Annotated in this window: 19 protein-coding genes; 9 read left to right on the top strand and 10 right to left on the bottom strand. The window is 30.4% G+C overall.

The features are described from left to right. The first annotated feature begins 11 nt into the window (after positions 1-11). The 6 genes from H510_RS0105455 (at position 12) to H510_RS0105425 (ending at position 6,940) form a co-directional block, all read left to right on the top strand. Entirely contained in the window at positions 12-1,208 is a 1,197-nt protein-coding gene (locus tag H510_RS0105455) for a glycosyltransferase (protein WP_026903389.1), read from the top strand. Then, positions 1,205-2,647, top strand: coding sequence for an O-antigen ligase family protein (locus tag H510_RS18310; RefSeq protein WP_036692037.1), 1,443 nt, complete (start codon positions 1,205-1,207; stop codon positions 2,645-2,647). The genes H510_RS0105455 and H510_RS18310 overlap by 4 nt, the downstream gene beginning before the upstream one ends. A gap of 111 nt (positions 2,648-2,758) precedes the next feature. After that, positions 2,759-3,916, top strand: coding sequence for an acyltransferase family protein (locus H510_RS0105440; RefSeq protein ID WP_026903388.1), 1,158 nt, complete (start codon positions 2,759-2,761; stop codon positions 3,914-3,916). A 5-nt stretch (positions 3,917-3,921) separates the two neighbouring features. Further along, positions 3,922-5,127: a glycosyltransferase gene (locus tag H510_RS0105435; protein WP_026903387.1), complete on the top strand. Its 1,206-nt coding sequence runs from the start codon at positions 3,922-3,924 to the stop codon at positions 5,125-5,127. Continuing rightward, complete coding sequence (locus tag H510_RS0105430; protein ID WP_026903386.1) at positions 5,124-5,738, top strand: acyltransferase; 615 nt, start codon at positions 5,124-5,126, stop codon at positions 5,736-5,738. The genes H510_RS0105435 and H510_RS0105430 overlap by 4 nt, the downstream gene beginning before the upstream one ends. Next, the gene (locus H510_RS0105425) at positions 5,738-6,940 is read left to right on the top strand and encodes a glycosyltransferase (protein ID WP_026903385.1); all 1,203 of its coding nucleotides are present in this window, start codon (positions 5,738-5,740) and stop codon (positions 6,938-6,940) included. The genes H510_RS0105430 and H510_RS0105425 overlap by 1 nt, the downstream gene beginning before the upstream one ends. Here H510_RS0105425 and H510_RS0105420 read toward each other — a convergent pair. The 5 genes from H510_RS0105420 to H510_RS0105400 are packed head-to-tail and all read right to left on the bottom strand — an operon-like array spanning position 6,925 to position 11,661. Continuing rightward, on the bottom strand, positions 6,925-8,268 hold the full coding sequence (locus tag H510_RS0105420; protein WP_036692034.1) for a flippase: 1,344 nt from the start codon (positions 8,266-8,268) through the stop codon (positions 6,925-6,927). The genes H510_RS0105425 and H510_RS0105420 overlap by 16 nt on opposite strands. Further along, a complete protein-coding gene (locus tag H510_RS0105415) occupies positions 8,261-9,217 on the bottom strand; it encodes a hypothetical protein (RefSeq protein ID WP_026903383.1) in 957 nt (318 codons plus the stop codon). Before H510_RS0105415 ends, H510_RS0105420 begins: the two co-directional genes overlap by 8 nt. Before the next feature lie 15 nt (positions 9,218-9,232). After that, complete coding sequence (locus H510_RS0105410) at positions 9,233-10,108, bottom strand: glycosyltransferase family 2 protein (RefSeq protein WP_026903382.1); 876 nt, start codon at positions 10,106-10,108, stop codon at positions 9,233-9,235. Positions 10,109-10,110: 2 nt separating this feature from the next. After that, entirely contained in the window at positions 10,111-10,869 is a 759-nt protein-coding gene (locus tag H510_RS0105405) for a glycosyltransferase (protein ID WP_026903381.1), read from the bottom strand. Positions 10,870-10,872: 3 nt separating this feature from the next. Continuing rightward, a complete protein-coding gene (locus H510_RS0105400; RefSeq protein WP_026903380.1) occupies positions 10,873-11,661 on the bottom strand; it encodes a glycosyltransferase in 789 nt (262 codons plus the stop codon). 97 nt (positions 11,662-11,758) lie between these two features. Here H510_RS0105400 and H510_RS0105395 point away from each other — a divergent pair, with 97 nt between their 5' ends. Next, the gene (locus H510_RS0105395; protein ID WP_026903379.1) at positions 11,759-13,096 is read left to right on the top strand and encodes a lipopolysaccharide biosynthesis protein; all 1,338 of its coding nucleotides are present in this window, start codon (positions 11,759-11,761) and stop codon (positions 13,094-13,096) included. On the opposite strand, the gene H510_RS0105390 is transcribed toward H510_RS0105395, so the two are convergent. From H510_RS0105390 to H510_RS0105375, 4 genes are read right to left on the bottom strand one after another with little or no spacing between them, the layout of a single operon-like run. Continuing rightward, on the bottom strand, positions 13,080-13,574 hold the full coding sequence (locus H510_RS0105390; protein ID WP_026903378.1) for a hypothetical protein: 495 nt from the start codon (positions 13,572-13,574) through the stop codon (positions 13,080-13,082). The two genes, H510_RS0105395 and H510_RS0105390, sit on opposite strands and share 17 nt — an antisense overlap. After that, the gene (locus H510_RS0105385) at positions 13,571-13,909 is read right to left on the bottom strand and encodes an STAS domain-containing protein (protein ID WP_026903377.1); all 339 of its coding nucleotides are present in this window, start codon (positions 13,907-13,909) and stop codon (positions 13,571-13,573) included. Before H510_RS0105385 ends, H510_RS0105390 begins: the two co-directional genes overlap by 4 nt. A 13-nt stretch (positions 13,910-13,922) precedes the next feature. Next, positions 13,923-15,047: a response regulator gene (locus tag H510_RS0105380; RefSeq protein WP_026903376.1), complete on the bottom strand. Its 1,125-nt coding sequence runs from the start codon at positions 15,045-15,047 to the stop codon at positions 13,923-13,925. A 14-nt stretch (positions 15,048-15,061) separates the two neighbouring features. Beyond that, a complete protein-coding gene (locus H510_RS0105375; protein ID WP_036692030.1) occupies positions 15,062-15,595 on the bottom strand; it encodes a hypothetical protein in 534 nt (177 codons plus the stop codon). 45 nt (positions 15,596-15,640) lie between these two features. Here H510_RS0105375 and H510_RS0105370 point away from each other — a divergent pair, with 45 nt between their 5' ends. Both H510_RS0105370 and H510_RS0105365 read left to right on the top strand, forming a co-directional pair. Beyond that, the gene (locus H510_RS0105370) at positions 15,641-16,561 is read left to right on the top strand and encodes a glycosyltransferase family 2 protein (RefSeq protein ID WP_026903374.1); all 921 of its coding nucleotides are present in this window, start codon (positions 15,641-15,643) and stop codon (positions 16,559-16,561) included. Continuing rightward, positions 16,558-17,739 carry a glycosyltransferase family 2 protein gene (locus H510_RS0105365; protein ID WP_026903373.1) on the top strand — a complete coding sequence of 394 codons (1,182 nt, stop codon included), beginning with the start codon at positions 16,558-16,560 and terminating at the stop codon, positions 17,737-17,739. The genes H510_RS0105370 and H510_RS0105365 overlap by 4 nt, the downstream gene beginning before the upstream one ends. On the opposite strand, the gene moeB is transcribed toward H510_RS0105365, so the two are convergent. Further along, positions 17,736-18,776 carry a HesA/MoeB/ThiF family protein gene (gene moeB / locus H510_RS0105360; RefSeq protein ID WP_026903372.1) on the bottom strand — a complete coding sequence of 347 codons (1,041 nt, stop codon included), beginning with the start codon at positions 18,774-18,776 and terminating at the stop codon, positions 17,736-17,738. The two genes, H510_RS0105365 and moeB, sit on opposite strands and share 4 nt — an antisense overlap. Positions 18,777-18,783: the final 7 nt, after the last annotated feature.

Raw genomic sequence — 18,783 nt, 5'->3', positions numbered from 1 at the left:
CTATGTAAAATATGTATTTAGCTGTAGAAATTATTATCCAAAATACTTTTAATGTTTTACAGTTTTACATAGCATTAAATCTTGTTCTTCCTTTTATATTGTTTTTGTTATGGAAACTCCATCATAAAAAGGAATTAAAAAAAGCAGTAACATTAAATGAAGAACAAGATTTAGCTATTATAGTTACCGCTTATCAAGAGACGCAGCAAATTCCTGATGTTTTAGCTTCTATATTAAAATCAAATTATCAAAACTATCATATTTATGTAGTTGCTGATGCTTGTGATAAAGAAAACCCTGCTTTATCTATCATCCACGAAAAAGTTAGTATACTTATTCCTGATGAAATAATAGCTAGTAATACTGGTTCTCATTTTTATGCTATAAAAAATTTTATCAGAAAACATGATAATTTAGTGATTGTAGATAGCGATAACCTGCTTAACCCCAATATGCTTCAGGAATTAAACCGTTTCTTTTTACAAGGCTACGAAGCAGTACAAGGCTTACGAGCAGCTAAAAACCTTAATACGACCTATGCTTGCTTAGATGCAGCCCGAGATATTTATTATCATTTTTACGATGGTGAAATTTTATTTGAACTAGGTTCGTCATCAACACTTTCTGGCTCTGGTATGGCCTTTAAAGTAGCCTTGTATGAAGAATGCTTGGCTCATTTAAATATTAAAGGTGCTGGTTTTGATAAGGTTTTGCAGTATGAGATATTAAAGAAAGGTAAGCGAATTGCTTTTAATAAAAATGCTATCATTTTTGATGAAAAAACAAGTGCCACAGACCAATTGGTTAATCAGCGCTCTAGGTGGATAAACACTTGGTTTAAATATTTTAAATTTGGCTTTTCATTAATTTTTAAGGGAGCTATAAAGTTTAACGTCAATCAGTTTCTTTTTGGGTTAGTTTTATTAAGACCTCCCCTATTTATTTTCTTATTACTATCCTTACTATTTGCTTTCGTCAATATATTTATAAATCCAATATTATTTATAGTTTGGATAATATTCATATTAATTTTTGTTGTTGGTTTTCTTATTCCTATTTATCAAACTAAAACAGATGATAGCATTAAAAAAGCTTTAATTTCTATACCTATATTTATTTATTATCAGGTGATTTCATTGTTTTTTTCAATAAAAGCAAATAAAAAATCTGTAGCAACTAAGCATGGGTATAATAAAGATAAATTATGAAACAAGCGTTTTTACAGTCTGATACCGGAAAAGCAGTAGTGATAAGCATAGGTGCTTTATTACTATCATTTCTTGTGGGCTTATTAACCATACAATTCGGAATTATTACTTTTTTTGCCTCTACCATTGGTACAGCGGCATTAATTTTTATTATAGCCACCATTAAAGACCCTAGAATAGGTTTTTTATTTTATCTGGTTTATTGCTTTTTGCTGTCAGGTATTATGAAAAATTTCCCGTTCTTACCTTTAGGGCCATCTATGGAGATGATTTTAGGGCTTACCTGGGTATCAATTTTTATAAATGCCAATAAATTTAAATGGTCTAACCTTAATAACGATTACTGTCTACTTGTTTTAATTTGGTTTATCATTAATATTTTAGAAGTATTAAATCCGGCCGGAGCAAGTTTATTAGGCTGGTTAAATGAAATTAGGTTTACTGCACTAAACTGGCTTATGGTTGCCCCATTAGCCTTTATTATCTTTAATTCGAAAAAAGATTTAAATACATTTTTTAAAGTTACGATCGGAGCATCGGTATTTGCAGCCTTGTACGGTGTAAAACAATTATACATAGGGGTATCATCAGAAGAGCAAAGATGGTTAAATGAGGGGGCAGATTTTACACATATTGTTTTTGGCGAGCTCAGGGTTTTTTCTTTATTTACTGATGCCGGACAGTTTGGAGCATCACAAGCCCACATGGCTTTGGTAACTTTAGTACTCGCTTTAGGTCCTTTTAAACTATGGAAAAAAGTACTTTTGGGTATCGCAGCCTCGATTTTAATTTACGGGATGCTTATTTCTGGAACCAGAGGAGCTTTGTTTGCCTTAGTTTCAGGAGCTTTTTTCGCCATCTTTTTAACAAAAAATTTCAAAGTTTTAATTATTGGAACGATATGCTCTCTGATGTTTTTTAGTTTTCTAAAATACTCAACCTACGGAAATCAATATTATGAAATTAGAAGATTAAGAACTGCATTAGACCCACAAGACGCATCTTTAAATGCCCGATTAATGAATCAGGCTAAATTAAAAGAAGCACTTAAAAACTTACCTTTTGGAGGAGGGGTTGGTATAACAGGGGTTAATGGTGATAAGTATAACTCTGATAAATATTTATCTTCTATTCCGCCGGATAGCTATTGGGTAAAAATTTGGGTAATGTATGGTGTGGTTGGTTTGGTTATTTGGTTTTCATTTATTATGTACTTATTAGGCAAATCATGCGGTTTGGTTTGGAATATAGAAGATAAAAAATTGAAGACAAAAGCTATCGCTTTAACATCGGGGGTTGCTGGATTATTCTTTTGCAGTTATGGTAACGAGGTTATGAATGGCTTACCATCATCTATCATTATGTATATGTCTTGGGCTTATGTGTTTTTAATTCCAAAATTTGACAATCCAGAATTAAAAGACGATGAATACGTATAAATTAAATATTATTTGATATGCCATTTGAAATAATTATACCTTTTGCAATATTATTTTTTATTATTGGATTTAAAAAAGGTATTAACGAACTTAAGAGCAAAAAAAGTCTTAATGATAAAACTTCTATCTAGTATTCCTGATCAGCTGAGGAGAGTTACCTCTAATGGAAAATTTATTAATGAGATAGATGGCTTAAGATTTTTAGCAATTATACCCGTTTTAATACAACACATGGCAGAAAGATTTGCCAGAAATAGCCCCATACCATTTACAACAGACTTAAAAGAAGATTTCTCTCTTTTTTTAGCTTACAGAGGCTTTTTGGGCGTTTACATTTTTTTTGTCATTAGCGGATTTATTTTAGCCTTACCTTTTGCAGCGCATTACTTAAACAATCAAAAAAAAATACATCTTAAAGATTATTACTGGAGAAGATTAACACGCTTAGAACCCCCGTATTTAATATGGATGACTATTTTTTTTATTATTTTTCTTATTGTTAAACAAAAATCTTTTGTTGAATACTTACCTAATTACTTAGCTAATATCACCTATACACACACCTTAATTTTTAATGAATGGTCTATTTTTAACCCTCCTACCTGGACATTGGAAATAGAAATACAATTTTACATATTGGCACCATTTATAGCATGGGCGTTTTTTTATATTAAAAATTTAAAGTTAAGATGGTTAGTAAATACTTTAGCACTGTTATCCATTATTCTTATACAGCAATATTTTAAACTTTATTATAACCCTTACAGTTTTACTATTTTAGGTCATTTACAATATTTCTTGCTCGGTTTTTTTATTGCTGACATTTTTCTAAACTTTTGGCAAAATGGTATTAAACAAACTTTAAATTATGATATCATCACGTTTATAGCATTTATCTGTTTAATTTTTGGATGGAGCTGGGATTATGAATTATACAGCAGGCTCCTTGTTATGGTATCCTTATTTTTTATTTTCTTAGGCGCTTTTAAAGGGAAAATCACCAATCAATTTATAAAAAACAGATGGGTAACTGCTATAGGCGGCATGTGCTATACCATTTATCTTATTCATCTTCCTTTTGCAGAATTTCTAATTATTTTCACAAAACATATCGCATTTACCAATAATTTCACCATCAACCTACTTATACAATTAGCCATATTTTTGCCCATCATTCTTATCATTAGTGGTATTTGTTTTCTAATCTTAGAAAAACCTTTTATGGATAAAAACTGGCCGGAAAAGTTTAAATTAAAATTTAAAAAATAGACGATATGTCTTCAGAGCAATTGTTTAATCAGGATATTATTATTGTAGGGCAGCAAGCATGGGATACAGAAATTGGCAGTAATTGTAAAAATATTGCTGTAGAGATGGCTAAACACCATAGAGTACTTTATGTTAATTCGCCTCTAAAACGCAAAGCATTACTCAAAAAAGAAAAAGATGATAGTACCAAAAAGCGAATTTCAATAATTCAGAATAAAGAAACAAACATTTTTGAGGTTGAACCTAACCTGTATACGCTTTATCCAGATACCATCTTAGAATCAGTAAATTTTTTACCGGATAATTTTATTTTTGATGTTATCAATAAAATAAATAATAAAAGATTTGCAAAAGCTATACAAAAAGCGATAAAAGCTTTAGATTTTAAAGATTTTGTACTGTTTAATGATAATGATATTTATGATAGCTTTTATCTGAAAGATTATTTAAAACCTAAAATCTCCATTTATTACTCCAGAGATTTTATGCTAGGAACTGATTTTTGGAGAAGACATGGTAACCGATTAGAACCCTTATTGATATCAAAAAGTGATTTAGCTGTTGCCAATTCTGTTTACTTGGCTAATTACTGCAAACAATATAATGAAAAAGCATTTTATGTAGGGCAAGGCTGTGATTTTGAGTTATTTACCAATCCTGATTTACTTTATCATCCAAAAGATATTCCTTCACAAAAACCTATTATTGGTTATGTTGGTAATCTATCTTCTTTACGGTTAGACCTAGATATTATTGAACATATAGCAACAGGCAAACCAGAATGGAACATAGTTTTGGTTGGACCAATGGATCATGATTTTCAACAAAGTAAATTGCATCGTATTCCAAATGTGTTCTTCCTTGGTCAGAAAGCAATAAAAGAATTACCAGGTTATATTAACAGTTTTGATGTTTGTATTAATCCACAAAAGTTAAATAAAGTTACCATTGGCAACTACCCTAGAAAAATTGATGAATATTTAGCTTTAGGTAAACCTGTAGTTGCAACCCAAACAGAAGCTATGGAAACATTTTCTGATTATGTTTACCTAGCCCAAGATAAAACAGAGTACATCCAGTACATCAATCAAGCGTTAAACGAGAACGATATCAATATCAAGAAACAAAGGATAAATTTTGCATTATCACACACCTGGGAAAACTCTGTAATTGAAATTTATAAAGCGATAAACCAAGTTATAACATCATGACTTTAGTAGAAAAAATAAAGCAATCTCCTAAACTTAAGAAGTTTATTTTGTGGATGCTTATTCCTGTAAATGATTTTAGACCCAGATGGTGGGTAAGAACATTTGTAGTTCCTTTTATCGGGCACAGAGGTAAATCATCTATTATTAGAAAGTCTTGTAGATTAGATATTTTTCCTAATCATCCATTTAAATTAGGAGATCAATCTCTTATTGAAAGTTTTTCGATTATAAATAATGCTGTTGGCGATGTTATCATTGGTAAACAATGTGTTATTGGGGTATCATCAGTAATTATTGGACCTGTAAATATTGGAGATAAAACTATTATAGCGCAGCATGTGGTGATATCGGGTCTTAACCATGGTTATGAAAATGTAGAAATAGCACCGGCAGAGCAAAAAGTTATTACAAAACCTATAAACATTGGCGAGAATGTGTGGATAGGTGCAAATGCGGTTATAACAGCTGGTGTACAAATTGGTAAACATTGTATTGTTGGGGCTAATAGTGTAGTTACTAAAGATATACCCGATTATTGTGTTGTTGGGGGTAATCCGGCAAGGATTATAAAAAAATATAATTTCACGACAAAAGTTTGGGAAAAATTATAATGGAACTTAAGGATACTGCTATTTTTATTTTAAGTCTTAATAGGTTTGATAGCGATTTGCAATCAACAAGTTATAATATTGCCAAAGAATTTGCCAAACATAACCAAGTCTATTTAATTGATAATCCTTTTACTTTAAAAGATTATTTTACCTTAAAAAACACCGAACAATATAACCTAAGAAAAGATTCTTTCTTTAGAAAAGAAGGAAAATTATTAGATACGGATATAAAAAATCTTAAAATAATTATTCCGCCTGTAACCTTATCGGTAAACTTTATTCCGGAAGGAAAAATTTATAGGTTTATCCAAAAATTAAATGAGAAAATAGTATTAAAATGCTTACAATATCATATAAAAAAGAGAAATATTAAAAAAGTTATTTTTATAAACTCATTCAATTTTCATTATGCAGAATTGGGTTCTTTATTAAAACCTCAGCTTTACATTTATAATTGTATCGACCCTATAAGAGTTGAGTATGATATGAAACATGGTTTTGAATCTGAATATAGAATAGTAAAAGCATGTGATTTGGTGATATGTACCAGTAAACAACTTTATAGAGAAAAAATAAAAATTAATCCTCATACTTATTTCATACCAAATGCGGCTGATATCTATCATTTTAATAATATAACCCATCATATACCAGAGGATATTAAAAAATTAAATGATATTAAAGGTCCTGTTATAGGTTATCTAGGAAATATCGAGAGAAGAATAGATTATAACCTCCTTAAAGATTTAGCCCTTTTGAATAAGGATAAAACTTTCTTATTTGTTGGCCCTGTTGAAAAAGAGCAAGTACCCGATTTTATTTATGATATAAGCAATATTGTATTTTTTGGCTGGGTATCTTATGAGCAAGTGCCATATATGATGAGGAAGTTTGATGTAGCTATCATACCTTTTAAAAGTGACGAGGTAAGCGCTACTATTTTTCCCTTAAAATTATTTGAATATTTGGGTGTAGGAAAACCAGTTGTTTGTTCAAATTTTAATCCTGATTTAGAACCTTTTACTAAGGGTATAGTTAAATATTGTAATGATGCACAAAGTTTTTCTGATGCTATACAGGATGAATTGACTAATAATATTGAAGAAAAAGTAAATCAAAGGATTTCAATTGCTGCAGAAAATACTTGGGAAAGCAGAATTAAAGATTTATATAAAATCATCCATCATCATTTAGAAAAATAGCTTTTTATGTATTGCTTATAAAAATCTGGATAAAACTTATAAGCATAGTAAAAGCATTTTAAGAGGCTAACTTTTAGTATTTTCCGTAATAATACCTGAGCCCAAATAAAACTTAAAAACATAGCTATTAAGGTAGCGTAAGCCGCACCTATAACTCCTATTTCTTTAATCAGAAAATAATTCAAACTTAAATTAAGTGTAGTAGTTACCACTACGGTATAAAACGTTGTTTTTGTTTTACCAATAGAATCTAAAATAACGCCAAACTGCCTACCAAAAGGCATAAATATGGCTATTAATAAAGTTATACGTAATAAGTTCGCACTATCTGCATATTGTTCTCCGGCTAATAAAAATATCACTAAATCAGTAAAACAATAAATAAGTATTAAAGGTGGTAATAAGATGGCTAAAACGGTTCCAACAGATTTTTCATACAGATATTTTACTGCTACTAAACCTTCAGTTTCTACTCTTTTAGAGCTTTGTGGAAAAACAATGGTAGCTACAGCACCGGTAGGTATCTCGATAAGATTTAATATTCTAACTGCAATATTATAAACAGCAGCGGCTGCCGGGTTTATCATACTCCCTAACATCATTTGATCTACAGTATTGGATAAAATAGCACTTAATGATGTGCCGAAGGCGTATTTACCGTAATTAAATATAGACTTTAAATGATTTCTAAAAATTTGGAAAGACAAGTACAGGTATTGTTTAACTAAACTATAAGAGAGTATAGTTGCTAAAACAGAACATACAAACTGTACCATTACCAAGGTGGTTAAACCAATAGACTTATGAAAGAAAAAGCAATATAAGATATAAGCGAAAAAAACACCTTGAGTAATTAGATTAGTTAAAAAAACACCTTTAAATTTTAAGTTTGCTTGCTCTATAAAATTAAAAAGCATTAATAAGCCATTTGAAATAAAAACCAGCGCATAAATTTTAAGCATGTAGGACAACTCTGCCGCATTAAATATGCTAGCAAGTTCATCAGACAAGAATAAAAGTAAGCATAAGACTATAAGTGTTATGAAAATAGCTAGTAAGAATGAACTCGATATAATCTTACCTTTTTCTTCTTTATCGTTTGTAGAAGCTAAAAATTTGATGGTTGCACTTCTTAATAAACCATCTCTAAAAACACTTAAAATGGTTGTGGTAGACATAAATAATGTCCATACACCGAAATCATTTTTAGATAAAATTCTGACTAAGAAAAAAAAAGAACCAAAGCCAAACAAGACTCCAGAAAAATTTTGTAAGAAATTTAAAGTACCAGAAACAATCCAATAATTATTTTTAAACTTTTCAAGCATTGTCAAGAAACTTTTCTTTTGTTTTTGCTATTAAATCTTGGTCAGTTTTTACGTGGTAAATTTCTGCATCAGACAATTTTGGATATAATTTTTTATAACATTTAAAATAATGCTCTGGGCCTTTTTTTGAAAGAATAATATTAATCCCACCAAAATAACTTGCCAAAGTAGCCGTACCACCATGCGTAGAAATAAAACAAGATGCGTTGGCATAAACCATTAATTGTAAATGATTAAAGCTATCTACCAAGTGTTTATCTCGCTCATAAAGCGTATTCATGATGGTAACATCCGGATGATATTTACTAAGCCATTCAAAATCCTCTAGATCAAATATATTGCTGTTATCATTAACAATATAATCACTTTTGGCTCTGTTGTAAACAATGGTGTATTTCTCTTTTAGTTGGGGAATAAGTTCTTGTAAAACGTTTATAGGGATAAAGCTAATTGGAGGCCCACCCCACTCAGAGTTATATCTGTTAGCGATAATCAATGTAGGCTTTTCAAAAACATAAATCTTGTTTTGATAATGCTTTTTTAAAGGTACTTTACACCATTTACTCATATTGTAATTATGACTGTAAAGTACCCTGGGTACTTCATAGTTATAATTGCCTTCATTTGTTCTATTGGTGAATACTTCTTTATGCTGTGGAGAAAAAAAATATAAAGCTTTGGTATGTACAGAAGATTGTGTTTTTAGTAAAGTTCCGTTTTTATAATGCCAGTAGGCAAAAGGTAAGACAAATTGTAATTCTGGAGCAAATTCTCCGCTAAATGTAATTTCTTTATAAGGTTTCTTAAAAAAATAGTCTTTAAAAATATATTTAAGCTGCTGAAAACGGCAATAATAAGTATCTCTACAAAAATACCGTAATGTAACTGGCACCGTAAAATGTCTAATTTTGGTATATAAACTGATGATTTTGAGCGCTATTATTTTCATAGTAAATGAATAATTTTATTTACCAAGCAAAAATTCTTTCATTCTGCTTAAATTAAGTTTAAACCTATTTATGAAAGATTGATAGATTCCTCCCTCGGCAACTAACCTTCTTGATGAAGTAAAAACTCTAGCATCTGGATGTGTTACCATAAACAATTTGCCTTTTGTTTTTAAACGAATAGCCATTTGCCCATCCTCTGCTTCTTCTATATAATAATCGCTACCGGCTGCATTATCAAATTTACGTACACCCTCTACTTTAAAACCATCAGTAGACCTTGCAACATCGGTTTTAAACCCCATATTAAAGCCTAATACATTTATAAATTGCTTGTTTATATTTCTTATCCTTACCATAATACCTGTTAGTTTTTCATAAGGGATAAGCGCTAACCTACTGCCTCCCGGTAACGGAATAAAGCAATATCTACCATATACACCAACAATATCATGGTTATCTTGCATGGGTTTTGTCATTAACTCTATCCAACGGGGTGGGTAAAAAGTATCAGAATCTGCACATAAATGATATTTACCTTTAGCTTTATATAATCCCATTTGTCTGGCATGTGGTGTGCCCTGCTCTGGCTGCAAATAGCTTCTAATACCTAATGTATCTAAAACCATTTGTGTATGATCAGAAGAATTATTGTTAATGACAATAATTTCAACCTTAAGATTGGTGATGTTAGATGCTAGAGAAGAAACTGCTCTAAAAATGTTATTCTCTTCATTCCACGCAGGTATAACAACAGAAACATCGGGTGTATCATGAGTAAAAACCTTAATCCTTTGTTTTAAATCTTCAATTTCTGTGTTGCTTAAATCAGCAAAGCCTTTTTGTGTGTACAAATGCTGCTTTAACCAAGTGGGTAATTTTAAGTATAACATATTTACTTTAAATAATCTATATTAAATTTCAGATGCCTGTAACCATGTCTCATCAGTTTGATAAGCGGGTTATTAGACTCTCGCCAAAAATCACGTTTCATCGTACTGGGCTCGGCAGAGGAGTTTTCTTGATTAAAGATGGTTCTATAATGTTGATGAAACATCCCTTTACCTCTATTTTTTAAAAAACTCATCATCATGTTATACTCGGTAACATCGCCTTTTACTCCTTCTGTATAATATCCAAACTTTTCTAGGAAGTTACTTCTTCTGAGGTGCGGATGGTCGCTATACATATAAAACTTTTTATACCCAGGATACCACAGTTTAAAAATCATTTCACTAAATCCATTTTTATAAGGTTTTAAATATGGATATTTAAAATAAGCGTAAAATCTGATGATATCCAGCTCTGGCTTTGCTATCATAATTTCTTCTGCTTGAGTTAAATAATTTAAAAAATCCCCGCAAGGAATAAAATCTTCTTGGACATATAAGGTTAAAGGTTTACTAACTGCTTTTTGCCCTTTGTTGATATTATTTCCTAAGCCTTTATTTATGGGAGTGCTTACCAATTTAAAATCAAACTTTGTTTGTAAATCAGTTAAGCGTTTTAAATTCTCTGGCTTACTACCGTCATCTGAAACTACAATCTCGCCAAAAGAAATATCAATATCTACAAAAGAATTTAAAAGTCTTTCTAAAGAAGCCGTTCTGTTGTAATGGGTAATTAATAAACTGATGTTTGAAAAAATAGCCATCTTTTATTTGCTGTAAAGTTGGAAAGTATTTTTAAGAAACCTGTAAAGTAGAAATACTTTTCTTAAACCTAAAATGATTAATGATTTATCCTCTCTCCATGATTTCCGGTTTACAGTACTAGGTTCATCGGGCGAATTTTTTTGCTCAAAAGAAGCATAAATATCTTTGGCAATAAGCCCTTTTCCATTACCTTTTATAAATGATAAGGCCATTTCAAATTCTGTTTTATCCATTTGTATCCCCTCTTTATAGTATCCAAACTTTTTTAAAAAATTGCTTCTTCTAAGATGAGGATGATCACTATAAACATAAAATTTTAAGTGATTCCAGTACAAAATAGATTTTTTAAAAATCATTTCATCAAAATTTGTATCATAAGGTTTTGTATAAGGATAAGGAAAGTAAGCGTAAAACCTTATGGTATCAACAGATGTATCTTTTTTAATGATTTTTACTGCATTTTCCAGATTTTTTATAAAAACTGGTTGAGGAATAAAATCTTCCTGTACGTATAGCGTAAAAGGTTTGGTTACGGCATTTTGCCCTTTGTTAAGATTATTGGCTAATCCTTTATTAATTGGGGTTGTAATAAGCTTAAAAGGATAATCTTGCTGCAAAAGCTTCATTTTTTCTTGATGTTGTGCTTTACTACAATCGTCAGAAACAATTATTTCTCCAAAACAGATTCCTAATTCATCAAAAGCTTTAAGTAACCTCTCTAAAGAAGAGCTTCTATTGTAAACTGTAATTAAAAGCGCAATATCTTCAAAACTATATGTATTATTGTGCATTTGCTAGCTGTTATTTTTTGTTAAAACTAGTTAAATTGCTATAAATTTTAAGAAGTATTTATTTTTTTACAAGAAATTATTTTGTTTATAAAAATTCATGTTTAAATATCTACATAAACTGTTTATTATCATCAAAAACAAGCATTTTTTATCTTTAACTGGAAATGCCGTGATGTCTGTTTTAGGGATGGTAACTTATGGTTTACTGTCTCATGCGCTTAGTTTAGAAGAGATGGGTATATGGATTTTTTTTACCACTGGCTATTTACTTCTTGAAACTTTTAGATCTGGCTTTTTAACTACTGCATTTATAAAGTTTTATGCTGGTGCGTCTGTAGAAAAAGCAGAGGAAATTGTGGCTTCGTCTTGGTATATTGCTTTACTGATAACTTTAGGATTTATTGGACTTAATATTCCTGCTTTTTTTTTAGAAGATTATATTAGTGATATAGGCTTTTCTTTACTGTTAAAATGGTTTGGCATTACTTATATTGTTTCTTTACCCTATTATATGGCTACCAATATGATGCAGGGCGAACAACGTTTTGATAGGCTTTTATATATCAGAACCATTAATACAGCCTCTTTTATAATTTTTATTACCGGGCTAATTATTACTGGTAAAGTAAATCTACAATATGTGCTGTATGCCTATCTTTTATCGTTTTTTATCACCAGTTTATTTGTTGTCTTGAAAGGATGGTCTGGTATACAATTGTTTAATAGAAAAAGTAAAGAAAGCGTTTTAGCTTTATACAATTTTGGAAAATTTAGTGTCGGAACAACTATCAGTGCAAATCTTTTCAGAACATCTGATACTATTATTATTAAAGTTTTTTTAGGCGATGCCGCTTTGGCAATTTATAATTTAGGGCAAAAACTTCTAGAAATTATAGAAATTCCACTAAGAAGTTTTGCTGCTACTGCTATGCCTAGTTTATCTACAGCTTATAATCAAGCAAAAAACAAACTGGTTATTGAGGAGATGTCTAAATACATTGGTTTGCTAACCATTTTTTTAATACCAGCAGCTATACTTTCTTTGTTTTTAGCAGATTTTGCCATTGCTCTGATTGGCGGACCACAATATACCCAAACAGAGGCAGCAAATGTATTAAGGTTATTCATGCTATTTGCATTGCTTTATCCAGCAGATAGGTTTATGGCTCTTACCCTTGATGTTATACACAAACCAAGAGTTAACTTTATCAAAGTGATGGTTATGCTTGCTGCAAATATCATTTTTGATATTATTGGGGTATTTACATTGGGAAATATTTATGGCCTTGCCTTAGCTACTTTGGTACCTACTTTAATAGCAGTAGGTGTTGGTTATTTTGCTTTACAAGATTATCAAAAATTTAGTTTTATAAGTCTTTATAAAGGCAGCTGGCAAACTATTGTAGCAATTATTAAAACTAGAAAGTTAACGTAGCGCAAAAAATATTTTCTTTGGTATCTTCCTGATAAGAGTAAGTAAATTTTTTAGATGCTCTTATCACTATTTCAAAACCAAAATGTTCTGGTATTAAGAGTATTTCTTTTTGCTGGTACTCTTGTTTTAAAACAAATTGAAAACTATGGGCATCAAGTTCTATAAATGAATAATTTCTTAAAATGTCTTGAGAAAGTATCAAATTTCCCATTTTAAATTTGGGTGCTTTATCTATTTTTTTTAATTGTAATATTTGATTATCAAATTCGGCTTGGATGATATTTACTTCATTTGCAACGTGTTTTAAAGCATTGGTGCAATATTCTATTAATATAAGTTTGATATTAGCTAAAACCTTTGCCTCTAAAAATTTAATATGCTTACAAAGTAAATCTGTAAATGATATAACAAAATCATGAATTTCTTCTGGCTTTTGTGGTGCTTCTGATTGTATGATAAGAGGTAAAGTTAAACTCATTTAAAAACATTTAAAGCTTCAGAAAAATCATATTCAATATTAAACACTTTATCTAAGCGGGTTAACTCAAATAGGTTTTTAATATCTTGATTAAGTTGTGTTAATACCAATTTACCATTTAGCGGAATAAGATGCTTTAAAATTGCTACAACCGCACCTAAAAAAGAGCTATCTAAATAATTAACCTCTTTAAATGAGATAATGATATTTAAATTACCTTGATCAATCTCTTGAAAAACTAGCTCTTTAAATTTATCTGATTTTGAAAAATTTGCCTCATTTTCATTGATGTAAATAACCAGACAATTATCTTGTTTTACACTATTTATTTTCATGTTTTAAAATTAACTATTTTCTTTTGATGATGATAAAACTACAATCATCAATTTGTGATGCTTGACTATTAAATAAAATTTCTTTTATTTCTTCGGTTGATTTTCCTGATATTTTTAAATCATATAACCTTTGCTTCAGTAAATTAATATCTGATTTTTTTACTGCATTAACTTCAAAATCTATCATCCCATCAGAAACTAAATAAGCTTCTTCTCCTACTTCAAAAGCAATTTCTTGTTCAGGAAAATTACTATCTTCTAAAAAGCCTAATAAAATCCCTTCAGATTTATAAGACAATAATTGCTGATGCTGATAAGAAAATTTCAATAAAGGTAAATCTCCGGCACCCGCATAAATGAGCTTAGCTTCATCATCATCCACTAAAACCATGCTTAGGGTAGAAAAAATATCTCTTAAAAAATCATCAGCATAAATAACCTTGTTTATTTTTTTTAGGATATCGTTTAAAGAGAGCGTACCATCTAATACGCATATTCTTACAGCTGCTCTGATGTAACTTAAAAAGCTAAAAGAAAAAAACCATGCTCCCCATTTTTTCCCCATCACATCACCTAATATTAAAAAAGTATATCTATCATTAACTTTTATAAAATCAATAAAATCTCCGCCCGGATGATTTTGGTAAGAATGATTAAAATAATGTATTTCAAAATTTTTAAGTAATGGCGCTTTAGTAGGAACGATATTTAAATTAAGCCTTTTAGCAATATTTGTTATTTCTGATAATGATTTCTGATATTGCTCATGAACGGTATTCATGATATTGTTAATTTTTGCTAAAAGCTGTGTAGCAGGTATATTTTTAGCAATATAATCTAAGGCTTGTAAATCTAGTCCTTTTTGTACCAAATCATCCTGATTAAAGGATGTTAAGAATAAAAAAGGTACATTTTTTAAATCATCATTTTTTAGTAATCTCTCTCTAAAAACAAAGCCATTAGCCTCTGGCATTTCGTAATCAGATATGATTAAATCTGGAACAAAATTTTTCAATACCTCCTCGGCCTGTTGAACAGATGTGACAGAAACACACTGGTAGCCATTAGATTTTAATAATCTTTCAATGATTTTTAGCTGTAAAACCTCATCGTCTACCAAAAGTATTTTATTATTCACGTGGTATTATTTTGTTAATCAAATTTAACATAAGATTTGATGACTATGTACACGCCCGTAGCAATGATAATCAAAGAAATTAAATCCATTAAGGTAACACCATCATTTGGGTTAAACCAAAAAATGGTAAACATCTCAAAAGAGTGTGGTGTAGGTAAAATAATCATGGCAAAACCTAGTGTAATCATCAAAAAGCCAATAATTACTTTAACAAATTTTACTAGACCATTTTCTATTTTGATTTTGCTAGCTTGTTTAGAGTCTATATGATTTGTATTTAATAAAATTTCAAGCTGATTTAACTTATCTATATGATCTAAATTTTTTAAGGATATATCCTTAATTTCATTAATAGTAGCTTTCTGCGCAATCTTTTTATTAACCACATGGTTAAATTTCTGTTGCATCTTTTTAATGCTCTCTGTATCTAACTCATTTTTTTCAAGCAATAGAATTAACTCATCTAACTTTGTTTCCAAACTTAAATCTTTGTTTTCAAGGTCTTTAAAGGCCTTAAATTGCTCGGATATGTTTTTTTCGTCAGACAAAATCTTTTATTTTGAAAGCTGTATATTTTTTATTCTCTTTAACCAATGCGTTTAGTCTCCATCATCACTGTAAACTATAATCAGCCACAAGCTACAATAGATTTTCTAAAATCAGTTAAGGCACATTATTCAACTGCTAATTTAGAAGTTATTTTGATAGATAATGGCAGTGATGAAAATCATCATGAAACATTTCTTAAACATTACCCAGAAATAGTTTTTATACGCTCAGAAAAAAACCTTGGTTTTGCCGGTGGTAACAATTTAGGTTTACAAGTTGTCAAAGGAGATTATCTCTTCCTTTTAAACAATGATACAGAAATAATCCCGGGTTGCATAGAAACCATGATTTCTGAATTGGAACAAAACCCAGACATTGGCTTACTATCTCCATTAATTCTTTACCATGAAGATAAAAGCCTGATACAATATGCAGGTTTCACTCCTCTGAACTATTTAACTGCCAGAAATGATTGTATTGGCCAGTTTGAAACTAATAATGGGCAATACCTAGAAATAAGTAACGAAACTGGTTATTGCCACGGTGCCGCTGTAATGTGCCGTAAAACCGATTTACAAAAAGCTGGGCAAATGGATGAAAATTATTTTTTGTATTACGAAGAATTAGATTGGTGCGAGAAGTTTAAAAGAATGGGTAAAAAAATATGGTTTACCGGAAAAACACATATTTACCATAAAGAATCAGTAAGTGTTGGCAAAGAGAGCGCATTAAAAACCTATTTCTCTGTAAGAAACAGGATGCTTTTCATCAGAAAAAATACTAGCTCTTTAAACACTTTTGCTTTTAGTATTTATTATTGTAGCATTGCCTGCCCTAGAATGATGCTTCAATACCTTTTAAAAGGCAGAAAAGATTTAATAAAATGGGTTTTAAAAGGTGTTTTATGGAACTTTACCAACCCTAAAAACAGCAAAAATTTAGGCTTTAAAATTAAAAATTCATGATAGCTTTTTTCTGGTTTTCTTTATTTGTGGTGTTTTACGCTTTCTTGGGCTATGGAATTTTACTTTTTGTATTGATAAAAATAAAAAGACTTTTTAAACCTAAAAAAGAGATTAAAAACCTAGTAGATAACCATTTACCAAATACAACTTTATTGATAGCTGCTTTTAACGAGGAAGATTTTATAGAAGAAAAAATACAAAACTGTTTAGCTATAGATTATCCAAAAAATAAGTTTCAGATTTTGTTTATCACAGATGGCTCATCAGACCAAACACCGCAAATTATTAGTCAGTATAAAGATATAGAGCTGCTTCATCAAGATAGTAGAGCAGGAAAAATGGCAGCTATTAAAAGGGCTATCCCCTACATAAAAGGCGAAATTACCGTTTTCACGGATGCTAATACTTTTTTAAATCCCGAGGCGATAAAAGAACTTGTAAAACATTACCAACTAGCTAAAGTTGGTGCTGTTGCTGGCGAAAAACGCATTATGGTTGATGAAAAAGCTGATGCCAGCGCTGCCGGAGAAGGTTTTTATTGGAAATATGAATCGGCTTTAAAAAAATGGGATTACGAGCTTTATTCTAGTATTGGCGCAGCTGGAGAGCTATTCAGTATCAGAACTGCTTTATACCAACCTGTAGAAAGCGATACCATTATAGACGACCACATGATAGCCATGCGCATTGCAGAGCAAGGTTATATTATTGCTTATGAGCCAAAGGCTTATGCTATTGAAACCGCATCAGAAAACTCCGCAGAAGAACTTAAAAGAAAAATTAGAATTGTAGCTGGCGGAATTCAATCTATTTTTAGGTTAAAAAAGGCTGCTAATCCTTTTAATAATCCTATTTTAACTTTTCAATACATTAGTCATAAAGTATTGAGATGGGCAGTTACACCAGCTTTAATGTTGGTAGCTTTTATTTTAAACTGTTTAATTGTTTACCAATATCCAGATTTACTTTTATACCAAGTAATTTTGCTTATGCAAGTGCTTTTCTATACAGCATCAGCTTTGGGTTGGTTTTTAGAACAGAAAAAACTAAAAATTAAGCTGTTTTTTATTCCTTATTATTTTTGTTTAATGAACTATGCAGCCTTGGCAGGCACTATCAGATATTTTAAAGGCCAACAATCTGCTGCATGGGAAAAATCTAAAAGAAAAGTAGCTTAACACTCTTCTATACCGTTTTTTACGCTATAAACTTCCTTATAAGGATATTGGTCTTTAATAAGTTTTACTGCTATTTTACTTTTATTACCATAATTACAGCAGCAAACAATTTTATCCTCTCCTGCTAATACATGCAATTGCTGAGGTAAAAGATTTAAAGGGATATTGGTACCTCCTTTATTAAAATCTTCAAACTCCCACTCTTCTCTTATGTCTAATAAATAATAATTTCCTAATTGTTCTAAATCGTCAAATTCTATTTCTGTGGCCACGTTTTTATCCGCTTTTAATGGTTTTTCTTCTATTTTTAGTTTGGGTTGTGTAAGTTGATAAATCTTAAAATCATTCTCTAAAGTATCATAAACCAACAATTTACCCAATAAAGTTTCACCAATATCGCAAATAAACTTGATAGCTTCATTAGCCATTATCAAACCTATTAAACCCGGTAGCACTCCTAAAACACCAATTTCTGCACAATTGGGTACTGTACTTTCATCTGGAGCTTCTGGGTAAACATCACGATAAGTATTTGCCCTTTCGGGATGAAAAATAGCAACCTGACCTTCAAATTTAAAAATAGAACCAAATACCCACGGTTTATTTAAGGTAACACAAACATCATTAACCAAATACCGAGTTTTAAAATTATCAGAACCGTCAATTATTAAATCATAGTTTTGGATAATTTCTGAAGCATTTTCATCACTTAACTTAAAGGAATAAGCATCAGTTTTGATTAAAGGATTTAACAAAGACAATTTTTCTTGGGCAACTAAAGCTTTGTTTTTACCTATATCTAAATGGTTATATAAAATTTGACGATGAAGATTACTTTCATCAACCACATCATGGTCAATAATGCCTATATGCCCTACTCCTGCTGCAGCCAGATATTGCAAAACCGGGCAACCTAAACCTCCAGCACCAATCATTAAAACTTTGGCATTTTTAAGTTTATTCTGGCCAGATAAACCTAGCTCAGGTAAAATGAGTTGCCTGTTATATCTTATCTTTTCTGCCTCGTTTAAGTCCATCTTATCA

Source organism: Pedobacter glucosidilyticus DSM 23534 (assembly GCF_000425145.1).
In the GTDB taxonomy this organism is placed as follows: Bacteria; Bacteroidota; Bacteroidia; order Sphingobacteriales; family Sphingobacteriaceae; genus Pseudopedobacter; species Pseudopedobacter glucosidilyticus.
The sequence above is the reverse complement of the archived record's forward strand: the minus strand, read 5'-3'. Positions and strand labels throughout refer to the sequence as shown.